The sequence below is a fragment of the Streptomyces sp. SM10 genome (assembly GCF_002910915.1).
Lineage (GTDB): Bacteria > Actinomycetota > Actinomycetes > Streptomycetales > Streptomycetaceae > Streptomyces.
On the sequence record NZ_NEUF01000101.1, the window covers coordinates 18,517 to 40,663 of the forward strand.

24 protein-coding genes are annotated in these 22,147 nt (G+C 71.8%); 12 read left to right on the plus strand and 12 right to left on the minus strand.

Annotated features, from left to right (window positions below; all coding sequences use genetic code 11):
- Positions 1 to 342 precede the first annotated feature (342 nt).
- On the plus strand, positions 343 to 1,809 hold the full coding sequence (locus B9S57_RS15395; protein ID WP_103516198.1) for a sensor histidine kinase: 1,467 nt from the start codon (positions 343 to 345) through the stop codon (positions 1,807 to 1,809).
- Between the two features lie 195 nt (positions 1,810 to 2,004).
- Here B9S57_RS15395 and B9S57_RS15400 read toward each other — a convergent pair whose 3' ends face one another.
- Together B9S57_RS15400 and B9S57_RS15405 are read right to left on the minus strand one after the other, a co-directional pair.
- Positions 2,005 to 2,262: a WhiB family transcriptional regulator gene (locus tag B9S57_RS15400; RefSeq protein ID WP_003953983.1), complete on the minus strand. Its 258-nt coding sequence runs from the start codon at positions 2,260 to 2,262 to the stop codon at positions 2,005 to 2,007.
- Positions 2,263 to 2,582: 320 nt separating this feature from the next.
- Positions 2,583 to 3,551 (minus strand): diacylglycerol kinase family protein, encoded by a 969-nt coding sequence (locus B9S57_RS15405; protein ID WP_103516147.1) that lies wholly within the window; start codon positions 3,549 to 3,551, stop codon positions 2,583 to 2,585.
- Between the two features lie 148 nt (positions 3,552 to 3,699).
- Between B9S57_RS15405 and B9S57_RS15410 the strand changes: the two genes are divergently transcribed.
- Complete coding sequence (locus B9S57_RS15410) at positions 3,700 to 4,149, plus strand: hypothetical protein (protein ID WP_181011354.1); 450 nt, start codon at positions 3,700 to 3,702, stop codon at positions 4,147 to 4,149.
- A gap of 28 nt (positions 4,150 to 4,177) precedes the next feature.
- Here B9S57_RS15410 and B9S57_RS15415 read toward each other — a convergent pair whose 3' ends face one another.
- From B9S57_RS15415 to B9S57_RS15425, 3 genes are all read right to left on the minus strand, one after another.
- Entirely contained in the window at positions 4,178 to 5,140 is a 963-nt protein-coding gene (locus tag B9S57_RS15415) for an RNA polymerase sigma factor SigF (protein WP_374935940.1), read from the minus strand.
- Positions 5,137 to 5,550: an anti-sigma regulatory factor gene (locus B9S57_RS15420; protein WP_033298218.1), complete on the minus strand. Its 414-nt coding sequence runs from the start codon at positions 5,548 to 5,550 to the stop codon at positions 5,137 to 5,139. Before B9S57_RS15420 ends, B9S57_RS15415 begins: the two co-directional genes overlap by 4 nt.
- Before the next feature lie 230 nt (positions 5,551 to 5,780).
- Positions 5,781 to 6,041 carry a UBP-type zinc finger domain-containing protein gene (locus B9S57_RS15425; RefSeq protein ID WP_103516148.1) on the minus strand — a complete coding sequence of 87 codons (261 nt, stop codon included), beginning with the start codon at positions 6,039 to 6,041 and terminating at the stop codon, positions 5,781 to 5,783.
- Between the two features lie 35 nt (positions 6,042 to 6,076).
- On the opposite strand from B9S57_RS15425, the gene B9S57_RS15430 reads away from it, so the two are divergent.
- Entirely contained in the window at positions 6,077 to 7,678 is a 1,602-nt protein-coding gene (locus B9S57_RS15430) for a Na+/H+ antiporter (RefSeq protein ID WP_103516149.1), read from the plus strand.
- Here B9S57_RS15430 and B9S57_RS15435 read toward each other — a convergent pair.
- The 4 genes from B9S57_RS15435 to B9S57_RS15450 all read right to left on the minus strand — a co-directional run bounded on the left by B9S57_RS15435 (position 7,654) and on the right by B9S57_RS15450 (position 11,133).
- On the minus strand, positions 7,654 to 8,589 hold the full coding sequence (locus tag B9S57_RS15435; RefSeq protein ID WP_103516150.1) for a 1-aminocyclopropane-1-carboxylate deaminase/D-cysteine desulfhydrase: 936 nt from the start codon (positions 8,587 to 8,589) through the stop codon (positions 7,654 to 7,656). The two genes, B9S57_RS15430 and B9S57_RS15435, sit on opposite strands and share 25 nt — an antisense overlap.
- Before the next feature lie 29 nt (positions 8,590 to 8,618).
- Positions 8,619 to 9,209, minus strand: a complete 591-nt coding sequence (locus tag B9S57_RS15440) for an N-acetylmuramoyl-L-alanine amidase (RefSeq protein WP_181011355.1) — start codon at positions 9,207 to 9,209, stop codon at positions 8,619 to 8,621.
- Between the two features lie 143 nt (positions 9,210 to 9,352).
- Positions 9,353 to 10,549 carry a globin domain-containing protein gene (locus tag B9S57_RS15445; protein WP_103516151.1) on the minus strand — a complete coding sequence of 399 codons (1,197 nt, stop codon included), beginning with the start codon at positions 10,547 to 10,549 and terminating at the stop codon, positions 9,353 to 9,355.
- A 131-nt stretch (positions 10,550 to 10,680) separates the two neighbouring features.
- Positions 10,681 to 11,133 carry an Rrf2 family transcriptional regulator gene (locus tag B9S57_RS15450; RefSeq protein ID WP_103516152.1) on the minus strand — a complete coding sequence of 151 codons (453 nt, stop codon included), beginning with the start codon at positions 11,131 to 11,133 and terminating at the stop codon, positions 10,681 to 10,683.
- 130 nt (positions 11,134 to 11,263) lie between these two features.
- On the opposite strand from B9S57_RS15450, the gene B9S57_RS15455 reads away from it, so the two are divergent.
- Positions 11,264 to 11,767: an FAD-binding oxidoreductase gene (locus B9S57_RS15455; protein WP_258036399.1), complete on the plus strand. Its 504-nt coding sequence runs from the start codon at positions 11,264 to 11,266 to the stop codon at positions 11,765 to 11,767.
- Here B9S57_RS15455 and B9S57_RS15460 read toward each other — a convergent pair.
- On the minus strand, positions 11,748 to 12,758 hold the full coding sequence (locus tag B9S57_RS15460) for a questin oxidase family protein (RefSeq protein WP_103516153.1): 1,011 nt from the start codon (positions 12,756 to 12,758) through the stop codon (positions 11,748 to 11,750). The genes B9S57_RS15455 and B9S57_RS15460 overlap by 20 nt on opposite strands.
- Positions 12,759 to 13,026: 268 nt before the next feature.
- On the opposite strand from B9S57_RS15460, the gene B9S57_RS15465 reads away from it, so the two are divergent.
- The 4 genes from B9S57_RS15465 to B9S57_RS15480 all read left to right on the plus strand — a co-directional run bounded on the left by B9S57_RS15465 (position 13,027) and on the right by B9S57_RS15480 (position 17,004).
- Positions 13,027 to 14,430, plus strand: coding sequence for a family 2B encapsulin nanocompartment shell protein (locus B9S57_RS15465; protein WP_103516154.1), 1,404 nt, complete (start codon positions 13,027 to 13,029; stop codon positions 14,428 to 14,430).
- Positions 14,431 to 14,523: 93 nt separating this feature from the next.
- A complete protein-coding gene (locus B9S57_RS15470) occupies positions 14,524 to 15,567 on the plus strand; it encodes a family 2 encapsulin nanocompartment cargo protein polyprenyl transferase (RefSeq protein WP_103516155.1) in 1,044 nt (347 codons plus the stop codon).
- Between the two features lie 93 nt (positions 15,568 to 15,660).
- Entirely contained in the window at positions 15,661 to 16,257 is a 597-nt protein-coding gene (locus B9S57_RS15475) for a GNAT family N-acetyltransferase (RefSeq protein WP_103516156.1), read from the plus strand.
- 78 nt (positions 16,258 to 16,335) lie between these two features.
- The gene (locus B9S57_RS15480; RefSeq protein WP_103516157.1) at positions 16,336 to 17,004 is read left to right on the plus strand and encodes a DUF6304 family protein; all 669 of its coding nucleotides are present in this window, start codon (positions 16,336 to 16,338) and stop codon (positions 17,002 to 17,004) included.
- Positions 17,005 to 17,050: 46 nt separating this feature from the next.
- Here B9S57_RS15480 and B9S57_RS15485 read toward each other — a convergent pair whose 3' ends face one another.
- Positions 17,051 to 17,902, minus strand: a complete 852-nt coding sequence (locus tag B9S57_RS15485) for a LysR substrate-binding domain-containing protein (protein ID WP_181011356.1) — start codon at positions 17,900 to 17,902, stop codon at positions 17,051 to 17,053.
- Between the two features lie 81 nt (positions 17,903 to 17,983).
- Between B9S57_RS15485 and B9S57_RS15490 the strand changes: the two genes are divergently transcribed.
- Together B9S57_RS15490 and B9S57_RS15495 are read left to right on the plus strand one after the other, a co-directional pair.
- Positions 17,984 to 18,478, plus strand: a complete 495-nt coding sequence (locus tag B9S57_RS15490; protein WP_181011357.1) for a cupin domain-containing protein — start codon at positions 17,984 to 17,986, stop codon at positions 18,476 to 18,478.
- A gap of 196 nt (positions 18,479 to 18,674) precedes the next feature.
- A complete protein-coding gene (locus B9S57_RS15495) occupies positions 18,675 to 19,034 on the plus strand; it encodes a DoxX family protein (protein ID WP_103516160.1) in 360 nt (119 codons plus the stop codon).
- A 147-nt stretch (positions 19,035 to 19,181) separates the two neighbouring features.
- Here the strand turns inward: B9S57_RS15495 and snpA are convergent, their stop codons facing one another.
- Complete coding sequence (gene snpA / locus B9S57_RS15500) at positions 19,182 to 19,853, minus strand: snapalysin (protein WP_258036400.1); 672 nt, start codon at positions 19,851 to 19,853, stop codon at positions 19,182 to 19,184.
- 254 nt (positions 19,854 to 20,107) lie between these two features.
- On the opposite strand from snpA, the gene B9S57_RS15505 reads away from it, so the two are divergent.
- On the plus strand, positions 20,108 to 21,061 hold the full coding sequence (locus B9S57_RS15505; protein ID WP_103516162.1) for a LysR family transcriptional regulator: 954 nt from the start codon (positions 20,108 to 20,110) through the stop codon (positions 21,059 to 21,061).
- A gap of 72 nt (positions 21,062 to 21,133) precedes the next feature.
- Positions 21,134 to 22,138, plus strand: a complete 1,005-nt coding sequence (locus B9S57_RS15510; RefSeq protein ID WP_181011358.1) for an NAD-dependent epimerase/dehydratase family protein — start codon at positions 21,134 to 21,136, stop codon at positions 22,136 to 22,138.
- Positions 22,139 to 22,147 lie beyond the last annotated feature (9 nt).

The window sequence follows — 22,147 nt, forward strand, 5'->3', positions numbered from 1 at the left end:
GACGGGACCCTCAGCCCGTCCGGCACCGCAGCCCGGAGCTACCTGGCCGGCGGTGTGCGGTGCCTCCGGCCACTGGAGGCACCGGCGCAGTCAGGGCAGAGAGCGCCGAATACCTCGGTCCGCCCTCCTGTGCGGGGAGAGCGGAGGTCTGTCGCGCAGGGGGCGGGTCCTGACCGTCGAGCCCCTACGTGGTGCATTGTGGACTAGACCATTAGGCCGTGTCCATCCATCGGTGCGGACATTCTCCCGTGCGGGACCGCCCCCTCACAGTGTCACGCATCGGCGGGCCGATCGGTTCGGAACCTCTCCTTCTCCACAGGTACGCTCGCACGTGTGCCCTCCATGAACGATCTGGTCCGCCAGCACACAGCCCTGAGTGACACCGACCTCGAGTGGCTCCATCTGCTGGTCTCGGAGTGGCAGCTGCTCTCCGACCTGTCCTTCGCCGACCTCGTCCTGTGGGTGCCCACCCGCGACGGGACCCGCTATGTCTCCGTGGCGCAGATGCGGCCCAACACCGGCCCGACCTCCTACCAGGACGACATGGTCGGCCACCTCGTGCCGCGTGGCCGCAGGCCGCTGCTGGACGCCGCCCTGGACGAGGGCCGCATCGTGCGCGAGGGGGACCCGGAGTGGCGGGAGGAGGTGCCCGTCCGGGTCGAGTCGATCCCCGTGCGGAGGGAGGGCCGGATCCTCGGCGTCATCGCCAGGAACACCAACCTCCTCACCGTGCGTACGCCGTCCCGGCTTGAGCTCACCTATCTCCAGTCCGCCTCCGACCTGGCCCAGATGATCGCCGCCGGGTCCTTCCCGTTCCCCGGCCAGCAGGTCGACATGGACGCGTCGCCGCGCGTGGGTGACGGTCTGATCAGGCTCGACGCCGACGGTGTCGTGCAGTACGCCAGTCCCAACGGCCTCTCCGCCTACCACCGCCTCGGTCTCGCCTCGGACCTCGTCGGCCACAACCTCGGCGCGACGACCGCCGAACTCGCCCCGTCGCGCGGCCCGGTGGACGAGGCGCTCGTCAAGGTGGCGAGCGGGTACGCCCCGCGGGAGTTCGAGGTCGAGGGCGCGGGCGGGGTCATCCAGCTGCGCGCGATTCCCCTCAAGCCCAAGGGGGTGCGCATCGGTTCGCTGGTGCTGCTCCGGGACGTCACGGAACTGCGCCGCCGCGAGCGGGAACTGATCACGAAGGACGCCACCATCCGGGAGATCCACCACCGGGTGAAGAACAACCTCCAGACGGTGGCCGCCCTGTTGCGCCTCCAGGCGCGCCGGATGGATTCGGAGCGGGGCCGCGAGGCCCTCAACGAGGCGGTACGGCGCGTCGGTTCGATCGCCATCGTCCATGAGACGCTGTCCCAGAATCTGGACGAGCGGGTCGAGTTCGACGAGATCGCCGACCGGGTGATCGCGATGGTCGCCGAGATCTCGCCCGGGAAGGTCACCTGCCGCCGCACCGGGCGCTTCGGGGTCCTCGACGCGGAGGTCGCCACTCCGCTCTCGATGGTGCTCACCGAAGTGCTGCAGAACGCCCTGGAGCACGCGTTCACCGTCGCCGAACACGGCACCGTCGAGGTGGCCGCGGTGCGCGGGGGCTCGCCGGCCGAGGGGCGGCTGCTGATCACCGTGACGGACGACGGGCGCGGGCTGCCCGAGGGGTTCGATCCCCAGCGGGCCGGCAATCTGGGACTCCAGATCGTGCGGACCCTGGTGGAGGGCGAGTTGAGCGGGAGCTTCGGCATGGTTCCCGCCCCCGAGCGGGGCACGCAGGTGGTGCTGGACATCCCCGTGCAGAACGACAAGTAGCGGTAGCGGGACCGGCCACGGGTCGGTGCGCACACAGCGCAGTGGGCCCGGACCGTGGTGACGGTCCGGGCCCACTGCGTGGTGCTCACGGTGCGATGCGCTTCGGGGGGTACTGCGCGCTGCGACTCGAAGGCGGGGCTGTGCGTACGCTCCGTACGCGCCGCCTGGCTGAGGCTCGTCGTGCGGGGGCGTCGGTCAGGCGCTGGCGTTACGCGCCCGGTTGCGAGCGGCGCGGCGCTTCATTGCGCGGCGCTCGTCCTCGCTGAGGCCACCCCAGACGCCGGAGTCCTGGCCGGACTCGAGCGCCCACTGCAGGCACTGCTCCATGACGGGGCAGCGACGGCAGACGGCCTTGGCTTCCTCGATCTGCAGCAGCGCAGGACCGGTGTTGCCGATGGGGAAGAACAGCTCCGGGTCTTCCTCACGACAAACGGCGTTGTGACGCCAGTCCATGGCTGCTACCTCTCCTTGGTATTACATGCTGATGCTTGTGAATGTGAACGCTTTCACGAATCCCCCCGCAGACGAAGGTCCGACGCCCAGATGAACTGGTTGTGGTCCTGTTGTGGTGAGGAGGGGTTCTGGCTCTCAGTGGAGGCCGATGTTGCGGGCCGTCCCGATCGCCATGTAGAGATTCGCAAACCTCGGCGGCGGATACAACCCCTTCTGGAAAGTTTTTTTTGATTCCTCGGTGTCGACTAGGTCACAGCCGTACTTCTAAGGGGTGGGGGCCAGCCCAAACGTTCGAGTTAAAGGACTTTCGCCCCTTCCACTCACACAATCACACGCAGTGCACGGCGTACGCCTGTGAACGTCACGCTCGTACGCAGCCCCAGGTGGTCACCGTCCATCTGGAAGGGTAGTGGAGCCTTTGAATGCAAGGTGAAGTCCGTGAGGTCGTGCATGGAGACGGCGTGCTTGCCGTGTGGGCCCTTCTCGGGGGTCGAAGTGAGCAGCTGGGTGGCGTACCGGGTCACGGCGGGGGTCGAGAGCCGCTTGAGCGCGAGGATGTCCAGGGCGCTGTCGAAGGAGGCCTTCGGGGAGGCGTATATGGGACGGTTCCCCAGGTAGGTCCAGGGTGCGGTGTTGCAGATTATCGACAGTGCGAGGTCGGTGACCGGGTCCTGGCCGGGGACGTCGAGGGTGATGAGGCCGTTGCGCCGGTGCGGATCGTCCATGAACTGCCGGAGCACCTGGCGCACGTACAGCGCATGGGTCGACCGCTTGCCCCGCTCGCGCTTCTGTTCGACACGGCCGATGACGCCGGCGTCGAAGCCGAGCCCCGCGCAGAAGGTGAACCAGCGTCCCGGGACGGCCTCGTCCGCCGTGCCCGGGGTGCCGGCCGCGAGACCCAGACCCACCGTGCGCTCACTGCGGTCGGCGAGGGCGTCCAGGATGGCGCCCGTCGCCTCGACGGCGTCGTTGGGGATGCCGAGGGCCCGGGCGAAGACGTTGGTGGAACCGCCGGGGACCACGGCGAGGCTCGGCAGCCCCTCGGGATCGGGACCGTTGTGCAGCAGTCCGTTGACCACCTCGTTGACCGTGCCGTCACCCCCGAGGGCGACCACCAGATCGATGTCGTCGGAGTCGGCGGCCCGTCGCCCCAGGTCCCGGGCGTGACCGCGGTACTCCGTGGTCACGGCCTCGATCTTCATCTCGCTCGCCAGGGCGTGGATCAGCACGTCGCGGGTCCGCGCGCTGGTAGTGGTGGCAGCTGGGTTGACCACGAGGAGTGCGCGCATGCCCGCCAGAGTACCTACCGCGCGGAACGCCCCTGAAGTCCTGATCCACCGGGTCCACGGCCGGTCACGGGGAGTGACCGCTCCCCGCGGTGGGTCCGCCGCGGCCCCGGCTTCGCGATCGGCGGGGCGGGATGCGAATCTGAAGGGCGTGAGCACTCAGCAGAACACGCCCTCCCCGTCGCCCTCGGCCGGCCCGGAGAAGCCCGCCCGGATCGCCGCCCTGGCCGCACTCAACGCCCTCGAAGGCGCGGCGCTCGCCGTCGGCGGGATCTACATGCTGGCCGTCGGCCTGTTCGGAAGCCCCGACAGCATCCAGCAGGCCGAGATGGGCGGACTCACGCTGGTGGCACTCGGTCTGATCCCGCTGTTCGCCGCCCGCGGGCTGCTGCGGCGGCGCAGCTGGAGCCGGGGCCCGGCACTCATCACCCAGCTCATGGCCCTGCCGGTGGCCTGGACGCTGCTGCGGGCCCAGGGCGCGCTGATCCCCGCGGGCATTTTCCTCGCCGCCGTCGCCGTGACGGCGCTCGTGCTGGTGCTCAACCCGGCGACCACGAAGGCACTGGGTATCCGGGGGCCGCGGACGACTCCCGACGCCTGACGCCCGCTTACGGCAGGACCCCCGGGCGCTACTCCTCGACGAGCAGCCGCTCCCGCAGCTGGGCCAGCGTGCGGGCCAGGAGCCGGGAGACGTGCATCTGGGAGATGCCGACCTCCTGGGCGATCTGTGACTGGGTCATGTTGCCGAAGAAGCGCAGCAGGAGGATCCGCTTCTCGCGTGGCGGGAGGTCCTCCAGCAGCGGCTTGAGCGACTCCCGGTACTCGACGCCCTCCAGCGCCTCGTCCTCGGAGCCCAGGGTGTCCGCGACCGCCGGCGACTCGTCGTCGGTGTCGGGGACGTCCAGCGAGAGCGTGCTGTAGGCATTGGCCGATTCCAGCCCCTCCAGGACCTCCTCCTCGGAGATGCCCAGTCGCTCCGCCAGCTCGTGCACGGTGGGGGAGCGGCCGTGCTGCTGGGAGAGCTCGGCGGTGGCCGTGGTCAGCGACAGCCGCAGCTCCTGAAGGCGCCGGGGCACACGGACCGCCCAGCCCTTGTCCCGGAAATGGCGCTTGATCTCGCCGACGACCGTGGGGGTCGCGTACGTCGAGAACTCGACGCCGCGGTCCGGGTCGAACCGGTCCACCGACTTGATCAGGCCGATCGTGGCGACCTGGGTCAGGTCGTCCAGCGGCTCCCCGCGGTTGCGGAACCTGCGGGCCAGGTGCTCCACGAGCGGCAGGTGCATCCGCACCAGCCGGTTGCGCAGCTCGGCCTTCTCCGCCGAGCCGTCGGGAAGCTCCCGGAGCTCGATGAAGAGCGCCCGCGCCCCGCTGCGGTCGTGTGGATCGTGGTGCCCGTGCTCGCTCATCTGGCCCGCCCGCTCCGCCTGCGACTGCTCCACCGCGACCGGGTGGCCCTGCGTCCCGTCCGCACCGTCCGCCCCGCCCTCCGGATGCGGCCGGGCCTGCTGCTCCGGGAGGGCTGCCGGGCGCGCCGCCCCCGACCGGATCGTCTCGTCCCGCACAGGACCGTCCCCGTTCCCGTCGCTCACGCCGGCCCGGGTCCCGCGCCGCGCTGTTTGTAGAGGCTGATGCTGACCGTACGGTCGTCGGCGACCGTGGACTCGACCTTGCCGGCCAGTGCGGAGAGCACCGTCCAGGCGAAGGTGTCGCGTTCCGGTGCGCGGCCGTCCGTCGTGGGGGCCGAGACGGTCACCTCGAGGGAATCACCGACGAGGCGGAACACGCAGCTGAGGACGGAGCCGGGCACGGCCTGCTGGAGCAGGATCGCGCAGGCCTCGTCGACCGCGATGCGGAGATCCTCGATCTCGTCGAGAGTGAAGTCCAAGCGTGCTGCCAGGCCGGCCGTGGCCGTACGCAGCACGGACAGGTAGGCACCCGCAGCGGGCAGCCGGACCTCTACGAAGTCCTGGTTCCCGGGCTCGCCTGCGATCTGGGACACCCTCACCTCCAAGGTGGCACAAACTCGTTCGAGGCTCCGGGACGAGTGCCCGGGGCCGTGCGGTCCGTCGTCGGTCCTGTGGCTCGGCGACGCTGTCGCGACCCATGATGCCGTGTCGCCGAGACCGCAACCTCATAGTTACTCATGGTAGGCACATGAGTACACACAGTGGCTAGGGGTCTGCGGCGGTCAATTGCGAAGAACCGGCGCCGGTTTGACGTACCCAGACGTCAGACGATCGAACCGTCCACGAAGCACCAGCGCCAGCTCTCCGCATATTCGAAGCTGCGCATCACCGGGTGTCCGGTCGCCTCGAAGTGCGCGGTGGCGTGCTTCAGGGGCGAGGAATCGCAGCAGCCCACGTGCCCGCAGACGAGGCAGAGACGCAGCTGCACGGGATGGGTGCCCGCCACCAGACACTCCGGGCAGGTGTCGTCGAGCGGGGCGGGCTCGGGGCGCGGCAGTTCGGATACGTGGAGGCACTCACTCATGATGGCCACGTTACGTCGGATGTGAGGACAGTGAGATGGACGCATTGCCGCTGGTGGCGCTCATCGCGGTCAGCGCGGCGGTGGCGGGGGCGGCCCGCCGGACCCCCGTCCCCGCGCCGCTGCTGCTGGTCGCCGCCGGCCTGCTGGCCTCGTACCTGCCGGGGGTGCCGACCTACACGCTCGACGCGCACGTCGTGCTGCCCCTGCTGCTCCCGCCGTTGCTCTACACGGCGGCGGTCGACAGCTCCTACCTCGATCTGCGGGCCAATGCGCGGCCGGTCGCCCTGCTCTCCGTCGGGTACGTGCTCTTCGCCACCGTCGCCGTGGGCTGGCTCGCCTACCTGCTGGTGCCGGATCTGCCGCTCACCGCAGCCCTGGTGCTCGGCGCGGTCGTCGCCCCTCCGGACGCCGTCACGGCCGCCGCGATCGCCCGCAGGGTCGGCCTGCCCGGACGGGTGACCACGATCCTCCAGGGCGAGTCCCTGGTGAACGACGCCACCGCGATCACCGCCTTCAAGGTGGCCGTCGCCGCGGCCGTCGGCGAGGGCATGAGCTGGGGCGCCGGGATCGGCGAGTTCCTCCTGGCGTCGGTCGGCGGGATCGCCGTCGGCCTGCTGCTGATGGTGCCGCTGCACTGGCTGCGGACGCACCTCAAGGAGGCCCTGCTCCAGAACACCCTGTCGCTGCTGATCCCCTTCGTCGCCTACGCGGCGGCGGAACGGGTGCACGCCTCCGGGGTGCTCGCCGTCGTCGTCGTCGCCCTCTACCTCGGGCACCGTTCCTGGCAGGTCGACTTCGCGACGCGCCTCCAGGAGGCGGCTGTCTGGAAGATGGTCGCCTTCGTCCTGGAGTCCGCGGTCTTCGCGCTGATCGGGCTGCAGCTGCCCTTCGTGCTCAGGGGGCTGGGTTCGTACGGTGTGGCCGAGGCCCTCGGCTACGCCGTCCTCGTGTTCGTCGCCGTCGTCGTGGTGCGCTTCGTCTGGGTGTACCCGGCGACCTATCTGCCGCCGCGGCTCTCCAGGCGGATCAGGGAACGCGAGGGGACGCCCGCGTGGAACTCGACCCTGATCGTCGGCTGGGCAGGGATGAGGGGCGTCGTCTCCCTGGCCATCGCCTTCTCCATCCCCGTGGCCATGCACGACGGGGAGGACTTCCCCGCGCGCAACCTGGTGCTGTTCCTGACCTTCACGACGGTCATCGGCACCCTCGTCGTGCAAGGGCTCAGCCTGCCCCTCCTGGTACGCGTGCTGAAGCTCCCCGAACGCAGCGCGCGCGCCGACACGCTGGCCGAGGCGCAGGCGCAGAGCGAGGCGTCCGCGGCGGCCGACGCGCGCCTGGAGGTCCTGCTGGAGGACCCGCGCAACGAACTCCCCGACCCCCTCACCCAACGGCTGCGCGCCGTCATGGAACGCCGCCGCAACGCTGTGTGGGAGAGGCTCGGCGCGGCCAATCCGATCACCGGCGAGTCGGCGGACGACACCTACCGCAGGCTGGCGCGGGACATGATCGCCGCCGAGCGCGACGTCTTCGTGCACCTGAGGGACGAGCGGCGGATCGACGACGAGATGCTGCGGGCCCTGCTGCGGCGGCTGGACCTGGAGGAGGCGGCCGCCTACCGGGAGTCGGACGACGGGTGACCGTGGTCCGCGGCCGGTCCGGGGCGTCCCGTGACGACCGCGGTGACCGTGGACCCCGGGGCGAAAGCCCCCTCCCCGGCCAGCACCGTGAGCCCGTACAGGAGTTTGGCCACGTAGAGCCGTTCGACGGGCAGGCCGTGCCGGTCCTCGAAGCCGTCGGCGAAGGCGTGCAGCTCCGGTGTCGTGCGGGCGTACCCGCCGAAGTGGAAGCGTTCGTCCAGCGACCACTCCCCGGCCGGGCCGCCGAACGCCTCCCGCTGCAGACCGCGGACCGCCTCCCCGAGGAAGCCGCCCCGCAGGACGGGCACGCCCAGGGCGCACTGCCCCCGGCCGAGCCCGGCGGCCAGCCCCGCCAGGGTGCCGCCGGTGCCGCAGGCGACCGCCACGGTCCCGGTCCGGCCGCGCAGCTCACGGCCGAGCTCTGTGCAGCCCTGTGCGGCGAGCGCGTTGCTGCCGCCCTCCGGGACGACCACGCACTCCCCGAAGAGGCTCAGCAGGCCTTCCAGGACGTCCGGAGAGGTCTTCGCGCGGTAGGTCGGGCGGTCCACGAAGTGCAGACGCATGCCGTCGGCCGCGCACCGCGCGAGGGAGGGGTTCAGCGGGCGGTGGGCCAGCTCGTCGCCCCGTACGACGCCGATGGTGGGGAAGCCGAGCAGGCGTCCGGCGGCTGCCGTGGCCCGCAGGTGGTTCGACCAGGCTCCGCCGAAGGTCAGCACCGTCCGGCCGGCGGCGGCCCGGAGATTGGGGGCGAGCTTGCGCCACTTGTTGCCCGGCAGGTCCGGGTGGATCAGGTCGTCGCGCTTGAGCAGCAGCGTCACGCCGTGCCGCGCGAAGCGCTCGTCCTCGGCCGGCTGCAGGGGTGAGGGCAGCACCGGCCGCAGCCGGGAGAGGTCGGGCGCTTCGTCGTCCATGCCTTCATTGTGTGCCGACCCGCACCGCCCTACTTCAGCCGGTCGTGGATCCGGTTGCGCATGCCCGTCATCGAGAATCCGCGCGGGTCGACCTTGCCGGGCTGCCACTCCCGGTGCCCGATGACCGAGGGCGCGTCCCAGCCGTGGACGCGGCAGACCGCCGCCGCGGCCTTCTCGATGGCCTCCAGCTGAACGGCGGGCCACGGGTCCTTGCCGTCGCCGAGGTTCTCGCACTCGAAGCCGTAGAAGTGCCGGTTGCCGTCGGTGTTGGACTCGTTGTCCGACGGCAGGCGCCTTTCCGCGATGACGGCGCGCAGGACGTCGTCGTCGCCCAGCCCGGCGTGGTTGGCCCGGCCGTAGCCGACCAGGTGGACCCGGCCGTCCTTCGCGATCACACCGTGGCAGAGCGGGCCGGGCAGCCCCGAGTAGCCGTCCCGGCAGATCTCGACCGTGCGGGCCGTGCCCTTCGTCACGGTGTGGTGGATCATCACCCCGTGCACGGGCCCCCAGGGACCCTTGTGGTTGCGGTTGTGCGTACGCCAGTCGCCCACCTGGACGACGGTGAGCCCTTCGTCCTTCAGGGCCTTGAGGAAACTGCTCGCTGACATGGGTGAGGACATGGCCAACTCCTTCGTGCCGTGGGGGAGCGTGTGTCCGTACAGCGCTTCTACCGGAACTGGAGGCTCCGCCAAACCTGTCCCGGTGCTGTTCGCCTCGTGTGCGATTCCATCCGGACAGTCCGCGTGCTCCGGGTGGGCCGTGCTCAGTCCTGGGCGAGCCAGAGATCGGGACCGAACACCTCGTAGTGGATGTCGGCCGGAGCCACGCCCCTGTCCAGCAGCTGGGAGCGGACGGCGCGCATGAAGGGCAACGGCCCGCAGAGGTAGGCGTGGGTGCCCGGCTCGACCTTCAGTCCGCTCAGATCGACCCTCCCGGTGCGCTCGGCGGGCCGACCTGGTTCCGGGACCTCGTACCAGAAATGGGCTGAGCCGCCGGGGAGTTCGTCGGTGAGCGCCTTGTGGCGGACGCGCAGCGGGTGGTCGGCGGGTGACCGGTCGCCGTGCACCACGGTGACCGGCGACCGGTGCCCGTTCTCGGCCAGGTCCTCCAGCATCGACAGGATCGGGGTGCAGCCGATGCCGGCCGAGGCGAGGAGAAGCGGGGCGTCGGAGCCGTCGAGCACCAGATCGCCGTAGGGGGCCGAGACGCGCAGCCGGTCGCCCGCGCGCAGCCTTGAGTGCAGGTGGGCGGAGACCTCGCCCTCCGGGCCCTCGCCGCCCCGCACCCGCTTGACCGAGAAGGAGCGCGGACCGGGCCCCGGCGCCCCGGTGAGGCTGTACTGGCGTATCTGGTGGGCGCCGTCGGGGAGTTCCACCTGGACGGAGACGTACTGACCCGGTCGGAAGGCGGGTGCCGGTGTGCCGTCGGCGGGAGTGATCCGGAAGGTGGCGACGTCGGGGGTGTCCTCGGTGCGTGAGGTCACCGTCCACTCGCGCCACACGTCGCCCGCCGTCACGCCCTGCTGCGCGTAGAGCCGCTCCTCGGCGGCGATCAGGGCGTTGGCCATCAGCCAGTAGACCTCGTCCCAGGCGGCGGCGACCTCGGAGGTGACCGCGTCGCCGAGCACCTCGGCGATCGCGGTGAAGAGGTGGGTGTGCACGATCGCGTACTGCGGGGCGGTGATGCCCAGTGAGGCGTGCTTGTTGGCGATGCGGGCCAGCATCACGTCGGGCCGGGTACCGGGGTGTTGGACCAGGTGCGTGGCGAAGGCGGCGATGGAGCCGGCGAGCGCCGAGCGCTGTGCGCCGGAAGCCTGGTTCCCCCGGTTGAACACGTCCCGCAGGAGCTCCGGGTGGGCGTCGAACAAATTCCTGTAGAAGAGGTCCGCGATGTCCTCGACGGCCGCCCCCACGGCAGGCAGCGTGGCTCGGACGGTGGCGGTCGACGTGTCGGAGAGCATGGGTTGACTCCTCGGTGGGGAGAGCGGACCGCGAGAAGGCGGCCATTAATTGGGATATGAGATACGAATTTTGAGGCAGGGTGTGCCCGGTCGTGGGCGCGGCCGGGTGGGTCCGGCCGGGCTGCGGCGGATCAGCCGGGTGCGGGCCGGCCGCGAGTGATGCCGAGCAGCAGCGGGCCGGTGGGTGAGGAGACGAGATCAGCGACCGTGAGGGGGTCGAGCGAGACATAGAACGCCTCCTCGGCCCGGCGCAGCGCGGAGCGGAGCAGGCACGCGGAGCGCAGGGGGCACGGGGTGCTGCCCTCGCATTCGACGACCTCGCCCGGCCCTTCCAGCTGTCTCGCCAGGGTGCCGATCGACGCCGACCGCCCGGCCGTGGTGAGGGAGAGGCCCCCGCCCCGGCCGCGTCGCGCGTCGACCAGGCCGAGGTGCTGGAGGCGGGCGACGGCCTTCGCGACATGGGTGTAAGGCACCTGCATGGTGGCCGCCACCTCGCGGGTGGTCGGCGGGTCCTCGCCCTCCGCGGTGGCGGTCAGGCGCATGAGTACCCGGAGTGCCACATCGGTGAATCGCGTCAGTCGCATGGTCGCAGCCTAGGTAAGTTGCAACAGGGATGCAACTTAAGGCCGTCCTCGGCCCGAGAGGCAGTGCCATGACGGGGGGCTCCGTGACGGATGCGGGGCACGTGTGGCGTGCGAAAGGTGGTCAGCGGCCGTGCCGAAGCCGGACGCAGCCGACGGGATACCGGCGGTCAAGGTCATCACCGACCCGGACAGCCTGGGCCGTTGCGCGCGCGATGAGGCGGAGTGGGCCCCGGCGGGGCTGCCTCACGCCGTCGCGCGCCCCCAGAGCACCGGCGAGGTGCGGGCTGTCGTGGCGTACCGCGTCGATCACCGGATCCCGGTGATCCCGCGCGGCGCCGGTACGGGACTGTCGGGCGGGGCCAACGCGGTGGACGGCGCCGTCGCCCTCTCGTTCGAGGACATGAACCGGATCCTGCGCATCGACCCGGTGGAACGCCTTGCCGTCGTCCAGCCGGGCGTCATGAAGCGAGCCGTCAAGGCTGCCCTGGATCCGTACGGGATCCTCGACCCGGGCAAGGTTCTCGTGTCGGGTGCCCCGCTGGCGTCGGACCGACCGCCTCTTCGGCACTCGCGGGCCTTCCCGCGGAAGCGATCCGGCCGGCCGTCCCTGCCGCCTACCTCAGCGGGTCGCTGAGCTCGACGGCCCGCAGGGCCGCGGCGAGTGCCCGCTCGTCGCCGATGTCGAGGGCCGTGTCGGTGAGCTTGACGACGTGCTCGTCGCCGTGGGCCACGGCCCGCTCGAAGACCTCTTCGGAGGTGACCGGGCCCGGCGGGACGTAGGCCACCGGGGCGTCGGGGGCGTACATGGCCGTCACCGCCGCCGACGCGGTCCAGGCGGCCCGGAGGCTCGGCACCCAGAGGTCCCGCGGGAGCGCGGGGAGCGTCCGGAGCACGGCGTTGGGTGCCGTGGCCGCGTGGACCAGCATCGTCTCCTCGCCGTGGCCGTGGGTGGCGTACCGGTGGGTGGCGGCCCTGACCAGTTCGGTGAGCCGGCGGTGCCCCTCGTCCGGGTCCGTGACCGTGGCGGCCCACACCGGCACACCCGTGACACGGCCGAGCCGGTCGGGGAAGCCGCCCTCCCGCCGGGCGAGGGGCCGTACCGCGTCGAGGGCCCCGGCGGCGGTGTCGGCGCCCGCGAAGAGGGTGAGGCCGGTGACGGGTCGGTGGCGCGCCGCCCAGTAACCGAGGCCGTGAGCGAGCTCGTTCAGCCGGGGCTCGGTGCTCTCGCCGGCCAGGAGCGTGCGCACGGCGTGGCCCACGCGGATCACCGGATGCGTCGATCCGCCGTACATGCCGGGCAGGAGACGGGGCCACCACCGGGCGAGCACGTCACGCCAGGGATGCTCGGCGGTCTCCCGGCCGAAGTAGCCGATCCAGTCGGCGGCGCGGCGCGGATCACCCAGGGCGGAACGCCAGCCGGCGTCCGTGACCGGCTCCACGCCGGGCGGGAACTCCTCGAGCCGGGACGCGTACACGTCGAGCCAGCGGTGGACGGACTCCGCCCGGCCGTTGGCGGCGAGGGCCTCGACGGCCATGGGCGCGTGGTTGGTGAGCCTGCCGAGCCGCTCGGGACCGGAGACGTGCAACCGCTGGAGTGCCTCGTCGAGGGTGCCTGTCGTATCCATGGCGAGAACGCTAGGCAGCCCTGTCCGGCGCCGTAACGGGCGGAGGTCGGGGTCAGGAGCGGGCCGAAGTCCTAGGCACCCGGGCCCGAGCCGTGCTCCGCCCGCGACCGCCCGACCCGCTTCCGCCCGGACTGTATGAGGCGCCCGGATGCGGGCAACGTTCCCGTCCCACGCCCGGTTAGTCACACTCTTTTGTGTAATAGCGCGCCGTGTCCTCCGGCTGGAAGTGTTCTTCCTGCAGGTCAGCCCATGATCGAGAGGATGTCGGATGTCCGTTGGTGAAGAGGTTCGCGACACGCAGCCGCCGCAGCAGAGTCTCGGCACAGCGGCTGCGCGGAACCTCGCGACGACGACCAAGTCCGCCCCGCAGATGCAGGAGATCACCTCGCGGTGGCTGCTGCGCATGCTGCCGTGGGTCCAGGTGCAGGGCGGCACCTACCGGGTGAACCGCCGACTGAGCTATTCGGTCGGGGACGGCAGGGTGACCTTCGTCCAGACCGGCGACCGGGTCACTGTCATCCCGGCCGAGCTCGGCGAACTTCCCGCGCTGCGCGACTTCGGTGACGAGGAGGTGCTCGCCGAGCTGGCGCGCAGGTGCGAACAGCGCGACGTCGCGGCCGGTGAGGTGCTCGCCGCGGCGGGCGACGCGGCGGACCGCGTCCACCTCCTGGCGCACGGCAAGATCGAGAAGATCGGGACCGGGCCCTACGGCGACGAGACCGTGCTCGGAGTCCTGGCCGACGGCGCCTACTTCGGTGACCACGTCCTGATCGACGGGGACGCGAGCTGGGAGTACACGGCGCGTGCGGTGACAGCCTGCACGCTGTTGACCCTGCGCCGGTCGGACGTGCTCAACCTCGCGGCCCGTGCGGACTCGCTCCGCGACCACCTCGCGGGGCTCCTCGCCATCCCGCACCAGCGCACCAACAAGTACGGCGAGGCGGAGATCGACCTGTCGGCGGGCCATGTGGGGGAGAGCGTCGTCCCGCACACCTTCGTCGACTACGAGTCGGCGCCGCGCGAGTACGAACTGAGCGTCGCCCAGACCGTGCTGAAGGTCCACAGCAGGGTGGCCGACCTCTACAACCAGCCGATGAACCAGACCGAGCAGCAGTTGCGGCTCACCGTCGAGGCGCTGCGCGAGCGCCAGGAGCACGAGCTCGTCAACAACCGGGAGTTCGGGCTGCTCAACAACTGCGACTACGGGCAGCGGATCCAGCCCCACGACGGGGCGCCCGGCCCCGACGACATGGACGAGCTCCTGTCCCGGCGGCGCGGATCGAAGCTCTTCCTCGCCCATCCGCGGGCCATCGCGGCCTTCGGCCGCGAGTGCAACAAGCGGGGCCTGGTGCCGGAGACCGTCGAGGTCGGGGGAGAGCACGTGCCGTCCTGGCGAGGCGTGCCGATCTTCTCCTGCAACAAGATCCCGGTCACCGACGCCCGCACCACGTCGATCATCTGCATGAGGACCGGGGAGGCGGACCAGGGGGTCATCGGACTCCAGCAGAGCGGCATCCCCGACGAGATCGAACCGAGCCTCTCGGCGCGCTTCATGGGCATCGACGACCAGGCGATCATGTCGTACCTCGTGACGGCCTACTACTCCGCCGCCGTTCTGGTGCCCGATGCCCTGGGCGTCCTGGAGAACGTGGAGGTGAGCCGCTGGCGGTGACACTCCCCGGGCCCGGGCGCCGACCGCCCGGGCCCGGCAGGCCGAGGCCGCGACCAAGGTGCCGCGTGGCGCCCGGAAGGAGTGACCGTGACCATGACCAGTACGGATGCCGCGATGGAGGGCCGCAAGGCAGCCGCGCTGCTCGAGCACACCCGCAACGCCGTCGATCCGCATCTTCGCGCAGCCGTCGAGACGCTGCCCGGGGCGATCCGCAGGGTCGCCATGTACCACTTCGGCTGGCAGAACGCCGACGGCACACCCGCCTCCGGGCAGGCCGGCAAGGCCATCAGGCCCGCACTCGTCCTGGCCGCCGCCCGCGCCCTGGGAGGCGACCCGGAGGCGGCGATGCGGGCGGCCGTCGCCGTCGAACTCGCGCACAACTTCACCCTGCTGCACGACGACGTCATCGACGAGGACACCACGCGACGGCACCGCCCCACCGCCTGGGCGGTGTTCGGGGTGCCGGACGCCGTGATCACCGGGGACGCCATGTCCTCCCTCGCCCTGCGGCTGCTGGCGGACGACCCGCACCCCGCGTCCGCGGAGGCCGCGGTCCGGCTCTCCACCTGCGTCATCGAGCTCTGCGCGGGACAGCAGGCCGACTGCGCCCTGGAGGAGCGCGGGCCCGACGACGTCACACTGGACGAGTGCTTGGCCATGGCCATGGCCAAGACGGGAGCCCTGCTCGGGTGCGCCTGCGCCCTCGGCGCGCTCTACGCCGGGGCCGGTGAGAGGGAGGTCAGGGCCATGGACGGCTTCGGCCGGGAGGCGGGTCTCGCCTTCCAGCTGATCGACGACCTGATCGGCATCTGGGGCGACACGGCCCGCACGGGCAAGCCGGTCGGGGCCGACCTGACCGCCCACAAGAAGTCCCTGCCGGTGGTGGCGGCGCTCACCTCGGACACCCCGGCCGCCGCCGAGCTGGCCGCGCTCTACCGGGGCCCCATGAACACACCGGGGGAGGTGAGGAGCGCCGCCGACGCGGTGGACCGGGCCGGCGGCCGGGACTGGGCCCAGACCGCCGCGGCGGACCGGATGGCCCGGGCCGTCCATCACCTGTCCCGCGCCGTGCCCGATCCTGACGGTGCCGGGGACCTGCTGGCGCTGGCCGAGTTCGTCACCCGCAGAACGCACTGAACCGGGCCGCCCGTGACCGGGGACGACACCCAACTCTAGGATTCTGTGGGTCGGTTGGGATCACCATCACGGGGCGAAGGGGCGGGGCCGGTCATGGGCGTACGCGTGCGGCAGGCGGACGAGCGGGACAGGGATCAGGTCGTACGGATCCTGGACGAGGCATTCCACGACGATCCGGTGAGCAGTTGGGTCTTCCCGGACGAGGAGCACCGGCGCGCGGTCCACGGGAAGTTCCTCGGAGTCTTCGCCGACATCACGCTGGAAGGAGGCCGGATCGACCTGCTGGAGGACGGTACGGCGACGGCTCTCTGGCTCTCCGTGCCGGCGGGCGTCCCTCCGGAGGACGACGACACCCCCGCGCTCATGAGGGAGACCGCGGATCCCGGCAACGAACGGGCCGAGCTGGTGGGGAGGCTGACGGGCGCCGCCCATCCCCACGACCGGGCGCACGTGTACCTCCTGATGATCGGTGTCTCCCCGCAGCGCCAGGGCGAGGGCATCGGGGAGGCCCTGATGAGGGGGGTCCTGGACCGGTGCGACCAGGAGGGGACCCCTGCCTATCTGGAGGCGAGCAGCGCGCGCAGCCGCGCTCTGTACGAGCGGCTCGGCTTCACCTTCACGGGGCGGACCGTGGACCTCCCCGGCGGCCCGCCGATGTGGCCCATGTGGCGTGAGCCGCAAGGCGGATGAGCGGGTCCCGGCCGACGGGGTCCCGGAAGGGGAGGGTGCCCCGGGCCGCCCCCGGGGCACGGACTACAGTCCCTGCTCATGACAGATGAGTCGTGGGCAGGCTGGTACCGGGACCGCCATGGTTCCGAGGCCGTCATTCTCACCACGGACGGACAGCAACTCCGTATCCGCGTCCGGGGCACGGACTTCGAGGGCGAGAGTTTCGACGGCCTGGGCCCGGCGGCGGGCACGCCGGTCGGCGACGGCCTGTTCGACCTGGTCGACGGTGTGCTCGACGACTGCGTCCTGGAGTGGGACCTCCCGCTGCCCGTGCTCGTCTCCGGCACGGTCCGCCAGGCCACTCTCAGCTGCCTGCTCTCCCTGCGCAGGGCGGACCCGGATCTCTACCTCGCACTCCATCTGGACGGCGCGGTCTACGAGTCGAACCGCGCCGAGGGCGACTTCGCTTCAGCGCTGGCAACGATCCAGCGGATCCTGCCGCCGGACATGCACCTGCAGACCTGCATAGCCTGCGCCTTCTCCGACTACTTCCCGGCCCCGGTCCGCGGTCTGTCCGGAGGCCTGGCCTGCTTCCGCGGAGCCAAGGACGCCTACCGGGACGTCTCGGACGGGAAGGACGTCGCGGGCCTGTGGGACCGGCGTACCGGATTCGTCCAGGAGATCTGGAGCTGCCGGGAGTTCGAACCGCGCCCGGCGCACGGCGCGGGCACCGGACACCGTGGGGCCTTCCCCCTGGAGCTCGCCTGACGGCTCCCGTGTCCACGGGACGTGGCTGCGCACCGACCGCCGGGGCTCAGTGGCGGTAGGAGACCCCCGCGGTCTCGACGAAGGAGCGGACCAACGCGTTGGTGTCACCTTCGTTCCACACCGCCACCACCCGGCTCGGTGCCATGTCGATCAGCGGGACCACCGTGAACTCCGCGGGCAGGCTGTGCCCGAAGGGCGCCAGGCCGATCGTGCCGTTCCACAACACCGCCTGCAGGCACTCCTGGACGGCGCGCACCACCGGCCCCTCGCGCGGCCTGCCGCCGTTCCAGTACGACTGCCACAGGGGGTCGGTGCCCTGCGGGAACTGGAACCAGCGGCGGTCGTCCAGGTCCGCCAGCCGCAGCCGGTCGCGGCGGGCCAGTGGATCGTCGGCGCGCAGGACCACGCCGACCGGGTCGCTCCGCAGCGCACGCACCGTCAGGGCGGTCTCGTCGAACGGCGCCCGGGTGAGGGCGACGTCCACCAGCCCGGCCCGCAGTCCACACGTCGGATCGGTCAGGTCGGCGTCCCGGATGCGGATGTCGATGCCGGGGTGGTTGTGGCGGTAGGCGGCGGCCAGCCTGGAGACGCCCGGGTCGGTGCCGTCGCCCAGGATGCCGACGGTGAGGGCTGCGGCGCCGGCTGCGGCGCCGACGCGTAGACGGACACGGTCGGCGTGGTCGAGCAGGGCTCGGGCCTCGTCGAGGAGAACCGTGCCCACCGGGGTGAGCGTGACACCGGTGGGCGAGCGGGTGAGGAGCAGGGCCCCGATGTCGGCCTCCAGCCGCTTGATGGCCCGGCTCAGCGGCGGCTGGCTCATGTGCAGTCGGGTGGCGGCCCGGCCGAAGTGGAGTTCCTCGGCGACTGCCACGAAGTAGCGCAAGGTCCGTAGCTCCATGCTGCAACGATACCCATGAGGTATCGGTGCTGCGAGAAGGGTCTTGGACACCGGAGGGGGCCCGGCGGTGCACTGGTGAACATGACCGATAGAGCCATGACCAGCGAGCCGGCCGCCGGCCCGGCCGTGTCGGTGGTGGGCCCGGGTGACGGTGAGACGATCGTCCTGGGCACCACGCGCATGCGTGTTCTGGAGGACGGCAGCCGGACCGGGCACCGTCTCGCGGTCGCCGAGTCCGTCCTGGCCCCGCGCACCCAGGGGCCGCCGCAGCACCGCCACGCCCAGCACGACGAGGGCTTCTACGTCCTCTCCGGCACCGTCCGGTTCACCGTCGGGGACACGGAGCACGACGTCACCGCGGGCACGTTCGTGATGGTTCCGCCGGGCGCCCCTCACACCTTCGCCAACCTGACCGACCGCCCCGCCGTCATGCTCAGCACCTTCACGCCGGACCTGTACCTGCAGTACTTCCGGGACCTGCAGGGGGCGTTCGCCGACGGCCGGCCGATGACGCGAGGGACCGGAATCGAGGCGATGAGCCGCTACGCGACCGAGCCCGCCACCGACCTCGCCTGAGCGCGGGGCGACGGAACGGGCCGGCCACCCGTGCTCCGGCCGGGAGGCGAGGCCGTGGTCTGCCGCCTCCTCCGAGGCTTCCCCGGCCATCGGTGCACGACGCCCACGACGCCCACGACGCACGGCGCCCACGGCGCCATCGGCGCACACGAAGCACACGACGGGCCCCGTGAACCGGCGGCCATGAACGGGAACCATGAACATCGCCTCCTGGATCGTGGCCGGACTGCTGGCCCTCTTCTACTGCTACGCGGGAACGTTGAAGGTGATCCGCAGCCGTGATCAGCTCCGCCCGATGATGGCCTGGGTCGACCGCCTACCCCTGCCTGCCCTCAGGGCGCTGGGGACGGTCGAAGTGCTCGGCGCGGCCGGCCTGCTCCTGCCACCGCTGACCGGCATCGCCCCCTCGCTGGCCCTTGCCGCGGCCATCGGCCTCGTCGTCCTGCAGGCCTGTGCCATCGCCGTCCACCTGACCGGCGGAGACCGCCGGATCGAACTCAACGCCGGGCTCATCGCCGCCGCGGCCGTGACCGTCTGGCTCGCCACCGGTCGGTGACCGGGCGCGGAACACGGACCGAGGGTGCGAATCCGATGCCGACGGCTCCGCCCCGCCGAGCCAGGCTCGACGGGGCGGAGCAGGGACCGAGGCGGCCGGTGGTGTCCTTCCGGGCGGAGGGGCCCCTTCGGCGCGAGGCGCGGGCCGTCAGGAGGTGGCGCGGGCGAGAGCGGCCGCGAGGCCGTTCTGCCAGAGGTAGTTCACCTGCGAGCGCTCGGTGGCGTTCGGGTAGGCGTTCGTGCAGGACGTCCCGGGGCCGCCGCCCGACATGAGCTCGCTGCACGGCCCCGTGTAGTGGTCCGGCAGCCCGAGCACGTGCCCCGTCTCGTGTGCGGTGACACGGGTCGAGTTGTACTGCTGGTTCTGCGCGTAGTCGAGGAAGATGTAGCCGCTGCCGTGCCCGTTCGTGCTCGCGTACGAGCCCCGGGAGTCGTTGCCCTCGTAGTAGGCGAAGTCCGCGTTCGAGCCCTCCTGCAGCTTGACGTTGCTGACCGAGCTGTTCCAGATGCTGGTGCTGCTCGCTATCTGGCTGCGGAAGCTGGGGGCGTTGGTGGTGCTGTAGACCACGGTGACGGCCTGGGCGCCCGGGTTCGCGGCCCGCTTCTCGGCCACGGACTTCATGACGGCCTCGAAGAAGGCCTTGTTGGCGGCGGCGTTCTCGCTCGATCCGGCGTACGCGGCGAAACCGGCCCGGGCCGTGTCCTGGGAGGACGCGGGAGCAGGGGCGGCGGCGACCGCGGGTGCGGTGCCCAGAGCGGCGGCGAGTGCGAGTCCGAGACCGGCCACGGCTGACATGGCGGCTGTCCTGGGGTGTCTCATGGGGGGTGTCTCCTGCCTGTCCGAAGGACCCCGCCCGGAGGAACGGACGGGGAACGGGTGGGGGTACGGACTGAGTCTCGGCCCGGCCGGGCCGCAGCGGATGATGTCAACCGGCGATAGCGCCGCCCTATCGCCCGGCGGAACGCGCACGGAATCAGCACGTTCCGGTCGCCCCGACACCCCCTGAACCGTCCCCGTTTGGTGGGGTTGGGGCATCTGGTGCTCGAGGTGCGAACAGCCATACTCTCGCCGTCATGGAGCTCGAGGTGAGACACCTCAGGGCGCTCTGCGCCATCGCTGACACGGGCAGCCTGCACCGGGCGGCGCGGAGGCTGGGCGTCAGCCAGCCCTCGCTCACCACCCAGCTCCAGCGGATCGAGAGGACGATGGGGGCGGAGCTGTTCCGCCGGGAGAGGACCGGCTGCCGGCCCACCCTGCTGGGCCGTGCCGTCCTCAGCCGCGCCCGCCCGCTGCTGGACGGCATGTCCGCCCTCGTGGGGGCCGCGCTGGCCGAGGCCGAGGCAGCCCGGGCCGACGGCCCCCGCCTGAGGATCGGATCGACGGCGAGCCGGGTCATCGGAGGATGGCTGCGCGGGCTTCGGGTGAGGCTGCCCGGCACCGACATCTCGCTCCGGGTGGACGTCTCGGCGCGGGCGCTGCTCGGAGCGGTGGCGGCCGGCCGGCTCGACGTGGCCTTCGTGCACGAGGTGGAGGGCTTCCCGCTCGCCGTTCCCGACGGGCTCGTCCAGCGCGTACTCGTCGAACGCGAACCGCAGTTCATCTCCCTGGCGCGGGACCATCCGGCGGCCGGACGGCCTGTGGTCGACCTCGGGGACCTGGCGGGCGACCGGTGGATGGTCGACCCCTCGGTGGACGGCGAATGGGACGGGGTGCGCCGGGTCCTGGGCGCCGCCGGCCTCGATCCGCCCGTCCTGCACGGCGACTACCTCACGGCTGCCTCCCTCGTCGTCCTCGGAGAGGCGGTCGCCCCGTGCCAGCCGACCTCGGGCCCGCGCGACGACATGGCGATCCGCCCGCTGCGCGGCGACCCGCTCGCCGTGCGGCTGCTGCTGGTCTCGCGGCCGGGCGCGGACATGGACGCCGTGTACGAGGAGTTGGAGGCGGCCTACCGCGACGCGGCACGGCGGGCCGAGCAGTACCACCGGTGGCTGCTGCGCCACAGTAGCCCTCTCGCGTACACGTCCTGAGCGCGGAGTTCCCCGTTCTGCCGAGAGCGAGGTCCTGTTTCGTCCGTCCGCCACTCCGGGCAGGACCACGACATGAGGCTCTTGATCCTGGGTGGTACGGAATTCGTCGGACGCGCGGTCACCGACGCGGCCCTCGGGCGTGGATGGGAGGTCACCGTCCTCCACCGCGGCCGCCACGCGGCGCCGCCCGGGGTGCGGACACTGACCGGTGACCGCACGGCGGGTGAGGCGGGCCTCGCGGAGCTGGCCGGTGGCACCTGGGACCTGGTGGTCGACACATGGAGCGGCGCACCCTCGGCCGTGCGGGACGCCGCCGGACTGCTGGCGCGGAGAGCGGGGCACTTCAGCTATGTCTCCAGCAGGTCCGTGTACGCGTACCCCACCCCCGCCGGGCTGGGGGAGGACGGGCCGCTGGTCACCGGGGCCTCTCCCGGAGACGGCCCGGACGTGTCGTACGCCCTGGCCAAGCGCGGCGGGGAGCTCGCGGCGCAGGAAGCCTTCGGCGACCGGGCGCTGCTGGCCCGGGCGGGGCTGATCCTCGGCCCCAGGGAGAACATCGGCCGGCTGCCGTGGTGGCTGGGCCGGGCCGCACGGGGCGGCGACATGATCGCACCGGGACCACCGGATGCCGCCCTCCAGTACATCGACGCCCGCGACCTGGCGGACTGGCTGCTGGATGCCGCGGCGGACGGCCTGTCAGGTGCGTTCAACACGGTGAGCCGCCCGGGGCACGCGACGATGGGCGAGCTCCTGGACGCCTGTGTCCGGGTCACCGGCTCCCGTGCCCGACTGCGCTGGACCGACCCCGCTCTGCTCCTTGCGGCGGGTGTCGAACCGTGGACGGACCTGCCGGTCTGGCTGCCCGCCGGAGAGCTCTACGACACGCTGCACCAGGGCGATGTCACCAAGGCGCACGCGGCCGGACTGCGGTGCAGACCCGTCGCCGAGACCGTCGCGGACACCTGGGACTGGCTGAGCGGTCTCGGAGGCACGGCTCCCCAGCGGCCCGACCGGCCGGCCGTCGGTCTCGACGCGCAGGCCGAGGCGAAGCTCCTCGCCTCGCCCGGCAGCCCTTAGCGTGGCCCG